We start from the raw sequence: 4,665 nt of genomic DNA, 5'->3' as shown, positions 1-4,665 counted from the left end.
GAATATGGTCCGGTATACATATTTATCACTCTGATGGATATTCCCGTCTCCCCCGATATACTGGCCAGTTACATCCGAAGTGCTTCTCGGATCAATCATCGTATGATAGAGGGCAGTATAGAATATTGTTTTTTCTGCTTCGCTTCCTCCTTTGACTTCTATATTTTTAAACGCTGTCCGCCACAAATCGTTGTTGTTTTTCCGTACCCGGTCAAAATTCCAATCGGGGATTTCTGTTTCCAGATTTGCTTTCGCTCCGTCAATACTGACAAATGATATGCCTGCTTTTAGTAAAACCTGTTCCTTTTCCTGTGTTGTGAATTCGCTGAAGAATCCCAGGTGTTTTCCCTGCATTTCTTTCCTGTTATTAAATACCTCAGCATTTGCAACGGCTTCTTTAAATTCTTTTGATTCAATGGCCTGTAAATTGCGACGGGTAAACTTTTCCGGAATTTCGGCACTCCAGATACCCGTATTTTTCAAAGGTTTATCCAGCTGACAATAAAAGTATACGGTATAGTTTACATTTCCATCGCCGTTCCCCCAGCCTCCGTCCCTGGATGTACAACGCATCCAGCCTTCAATCGTATTTTGATCGACAATCCGGATGTATTGTTCGGAGGCCGACCCTCCTATTCGTCTGGCCAGGTCGATACTTATTCGTGCCGAATCGCTCCGGGGGTACGTTATCCGGATTATGCCGGCATGAGGTGAAGAGGTTAATTCTGTCCGGATTCCGTAATCATCCAGGTTTACTGCATAATATCCGGCCTCTGCTATTTCTGTTTCGTGCGAAAACCGTGACCGGTACCCTGTTTCCGGATTCTTTTCGTCCCCTGCAGCAGTAAGCAACTTACCGGTATTCGGTATAACAAGAAAATTTCCGAATTCGCCATACCATCCGATCCCGCTCATATGGATAAAACTAAACCCTTCGATGGTTTTATGGTGCCACGAATATCCCGGTCCGTTATCTCCTCCGGTTTTAGTATCGGGACTTAGCTGTACCAATCCGAACGGAGTTGCGCTTCCGGGAAAGGTTTTTCCCAGACCATGCCCGCTTCTTCCGGCTTCCTGGGAGGTAGAGGCGCCGATTATCGGATGGATGTATTTTATAACATCCGTATCTTTCACGGAAGTCCGGGTACAAAAACAAAAATTCAGGATAATAACAACCAGGCTGGTGTATAATGTGTATTTTTTCATGGAACTCGAATGATATGTATAGGTAAAAATCTGACAAGATAAAGGGTATAAAAGTAGAATTATTTTTAAACAACTTGTGAAGTAATATTAAATTAAGCATTAAGCCCGGAACAATTTGTATCAACCTGAGTCCATATAATATTTTTTGAAGTCAAAACAAAAATATAAACCCTGAAAACGAATACCTGAAAATTCAAGGTAAAAATAAGATCTCACATTTTGGGATGGTGATCAAAAAAGCATGTTTTCATTTTTAATATATCTCACAATTACAGGCATTTAACTATCGTCAACCGACGATGGTAATTAGTAATGATTTTTCAGGTGGAAGATTGCAATAACAAAAGGCATGGATCATTTTCATCCTTCCAAAAATATCAAACGAAGTGATGTGTTTACCGTTCTATCAATTTACTGATCCATTTGTTCCGGCGGCAGGACTCGAACCTGCAACCTGCCATATCTATTATAATATAGCTGCTCTGACCTGTTGAGCTACACCGATATTTTATCTTTTCTTATCTTAGATATAACGATAATTCATCATCATGATCCATATAATCCTTATTGACAGATAACATAAATAGATAAATAATTCCTGTTACCGAAAGTAAAAATAACAGTATATTATAAAATATTGTCAACCATTTATTTTTACCGGATCTCATATTGTCTTGATTTTGAATTAATACTTATACTTTAATTATCCGGTACAAATATCCGTAAAGAATTGAGAACCTTATTTAGCCCGTTTTTACTTTTATTTGTCCATATTGATCTATGACACATAAAATATGTTAAATATGCCTGAAACAAACCTGCATCTACCCCGGACCTGTGCACCCCGTATCTGAAATAAATCTGCAAAACGGGTAAATCTCCCTTTACATTACAGAAATGTGAACGCGATAAGGTAATTGAAAACTTAGCGTAAGCGATCTCACGAGCGGATGCGAGTAATAAATTATTGTAAAAACACAATAGATTATATTGACTAATCAGTATTTTTCATATATTTGCCTCATGAATGAAAAGCAAGAAACCCTAGGATTTTTATTGGCGCGGACATCGAACGCAATGGCTACCCACCTTAACAGTCATTTAAAAAAACATGGGATAGACCTTCCCCACTCGCAGTATGTTGTCCTCAAATATCTTTATGACGAAGACGGCATTAGCCAGCAGGAACTGGCGAATAAAGTTTTTAAGGATACTGCAGCTATTAAACGGACGTTAGACATACTGGAGAAGAAAGGATTGGTAGAACGTATTCCCGTCACCATGAGGAAGAACAGCGTTATGATCACACAAAAAGGAAGGGAATTGATGCCGAAGGTTATGGACTGTATCGAAAAATCGAAGCAATCTGTTTTATCAGGTATAGGCGAACATGAATACAGGATGTTCACCGAAATCCTTGAACGGATATATCAAAACATCAAATAATTTTTTTACCCAAAATATTGATTAATCAATAAATGTTCACATCATGGAAATAAAGAAACTGAAACCACAAGCAGTTAAAATCCTGAAAATGCTCCATATTTTCTTCGCTTTCAGTTGGATCATCAGCGGTGTGACGCTCTGCCTGCTGGTTTTTATTACCAGTCCGCAATCGGGAGACGAACTGTATATGCGTTCGCGGATACTCCAGATCGTAGATGACTATTTCATTATCGGAGGTGCTTTAGGAGCTTTAGTGACCGGACTGACATACAGCATATTTACCAACTGGGGATTTTTTAAACACCCATGGATCACCGTAAAGTGGATCATGATCATCCTGCAAATGCTTTTCGGAACATTTATATTGGGCCCATGCATTAACGGGAATGTGCTGATTGCAGACCAGCTCCGTGATGGGGCCCTGACAGACCCGGCTTTCCTCGAAAACATCCGGACAACACAAATCTGGGGAACGGTCCAGACTGTATTTTTGTTGGTCGTTATCGTTATTTCGGTGCAAAAACCGTGGAAAAGGAAAAAAGTTAAAACGGGCAGGGAGTAGTATATTCAAAACACCATATTCCACCCATAGAAAAGTGAAGAAAACATTTGTAAGCATTGCTTACTTACTGGATCTTCTTCAGATAGTTACTTATGTTATTTTCCGTGAGTTGAAAACGGGTGACAATCACTCATCCATGATCCATCCGTCTGATCACCCTGCAGGGATTTCCAACAGCGACACAGTTTTTTGGAATAGAACGGGTAACAACACTTCCTGCGCCGACAACACTGTTCTCCCCAATTGTAACACCCGGTAATATGACCGCACCACCACCGATCCATACATTATCTTCAATCCGTACGGGCAATGCAAAAGTGTTGCAAATAGCTTTTCCCTGGTTCCAATCCGGCATGGTTCTTTCTTCTGCTTTTGTTGAATGGGTAGCGGTGTATATCTGGACATTGGAAGCAATAAGCACATTATTCCCTATATCTATCCGGTTGTTATCCACAAATGTGCAATTCATATTGATGATGACTTTATCGCCTATGAAGATATTCTTTCCATATTCACAACGGAAATCAATATCAACATGGACATTCTCACCCACACGTTCCAATATATCCTGCAGGATCTCATCTTTCCTCTTTGTGTCTGCAAAATCCGTAGCATTCAATTTCACAAGCAGACGTTTCGTTTTTATGGTCATTTCTGCTAATTCTTTGTCCTTTCCGTCAAAAGGCTCACCAGCCAGACATTTTTGAAATTCTGTTTTCATTTGATTATATTGTTTGAAGTGATGAAATATCCATGAACATCATTGTTCACCCAACGTGATAAATAAAATATGAATATTATCAATAAATTAAATAATTCATATGGAATCGATGAGCTTAAGGTTCCATGTGACCATTGAAAATCAACTTAGCGTCAGCGTTCTCATAGAGCGAACTTAGCGGAGCGACCTCACGAGTAGACACGAGTAACATGGCGTAATAAATCTTATTCACATGAAATGTTTAGAATATCATTGGGTGTTTTCAGGGAATACCTGGCATCTATACGTTCTTTGGGGTGGCTTCCCCACATGACCAATCCAAAATCAACACCTGCACTTTGGGCACATTGATAATCATAGATGGCATCACCTATGTAAAGAATATCTTCCGGTCGCGTCTGGGTCCGTTCCATATAGGTCAGGAGCGGATCGGCAAAAGGTTTGGGACGGGGTGAATCCGTTCTGCCTACTACTGTTTCAAAATATCCGATAATCTCACGGGATGACGTGTCATCTGCAAACTCCCGGTAAGTTTTAGAAGTAACGATTCCTGAGTGAAATCCTTTTTCCTTCAGGGCTTTCAATGTATCGGCAATACCATCAAACAATTTGACGGTAGAATTGTATTTCATGAAATAAGTATGCCATAGCCGGTATGCTGATTCAGGATCTTCGACTCCTAACCGGACGAATGCTACTTGTCCCGGAATGCCCAGAGTAAAGTATAGAT

Annotated in this window: 5 protein-coding genes and 1 tRNA gene; 2 read left to right on the top strand and 4 right to left on the bottom strand. The window is 40.0% G+C overall.

Annotated elements, in window-relative coordinates; all coding sequences use genetic code 11:
- Both LBQ60_21350 and LBQ60_21345 read right to left on the bottom strand, forming a co-directional pair.
- A partial coding sequence (locus LBQ60_21350; protein ID MDR2040470.1) for a glycoside hydrolase family 92 protein occupies window positions 1-1,206 on the bottom strand: 1,206 nt, incomplete at its 3' end.
- Between the two features lie 429 nt (window positions 1,207-1,635).
- A tRNA-Tyr gene (locus LBQ60_21345) sits at window positions 1,636-1,711 on the bottom strand.
- Between the two features lie 518 nt (window positions 1,712-2,229).
- On the opposite strand from LBQ60_21345, the gene LBQ60_21340 reads away from it, so the two are divergent.
- Both LBQ60_21340 and LBQ60_21335 read left to right on the top strand, forming a co-directional pair.
- Window positions 2,230-2,652, top strand: a complete 423-nt coding sequence (locus tag LBQ60_21340) for a MarR family transcriptional regulator (protein MDR2040469.1) — start codon at window positions 2,230-2,232, stop codon at window positions 2,650-2,652.
- Window positions 2,653-2,695: 43 nt separating this feature from the next.
- Window positions 2,696-3,214 carry a DUF2269 family protein gene (locus LBQ60_21335; protein ID MDR2040468.1) on the top strand — a complete coding sequence of 173 codons (519 nt, stop codon included), beginning with the start codon at window positions 2,696-2,698 and terminating at the stop codon, window positions 3,212-3,214.
- A gap of 130 nt (window positions 3,215-3,344) precedes the next feature.
- Here the strand turns inward: LBQ60_21335 and LBQ60_21330 are convergent, their stop codons facing one another.
- Window positions 3,345-3,935, bottom strand: a complete 591-nt coding sequence (locus LBQ60_21330) for a sugar O-acetyltransferase (GenBank protein MDR2040467.1) — start codon at window positions 3,933-3,935, stop codon at window positions 3,345-3,347.
- A gap of 224 nt (window positions 3,936-4,159) precedes the next feature.
- The coding region (locus LBQ60_21325; GenBank protein ID MDR2040466.1) for an HAD family hydrolase at window positions 4,160-4,665 on the bottom strand (506 nt) is incomplete at its 5' end.

This window comes from Bacteroidales bacterium, from assembly GCA_031275285.1.
Lineage (GTDB): Bacteria > Bacteroidota > Bacteroidia > Bacteroidales > UBA4181 > JAIRLS01.
Note: the sequence above shows the minus strand (reverse complement) of the source record. Positions and strands in the feature narration are given on the sequence as shown.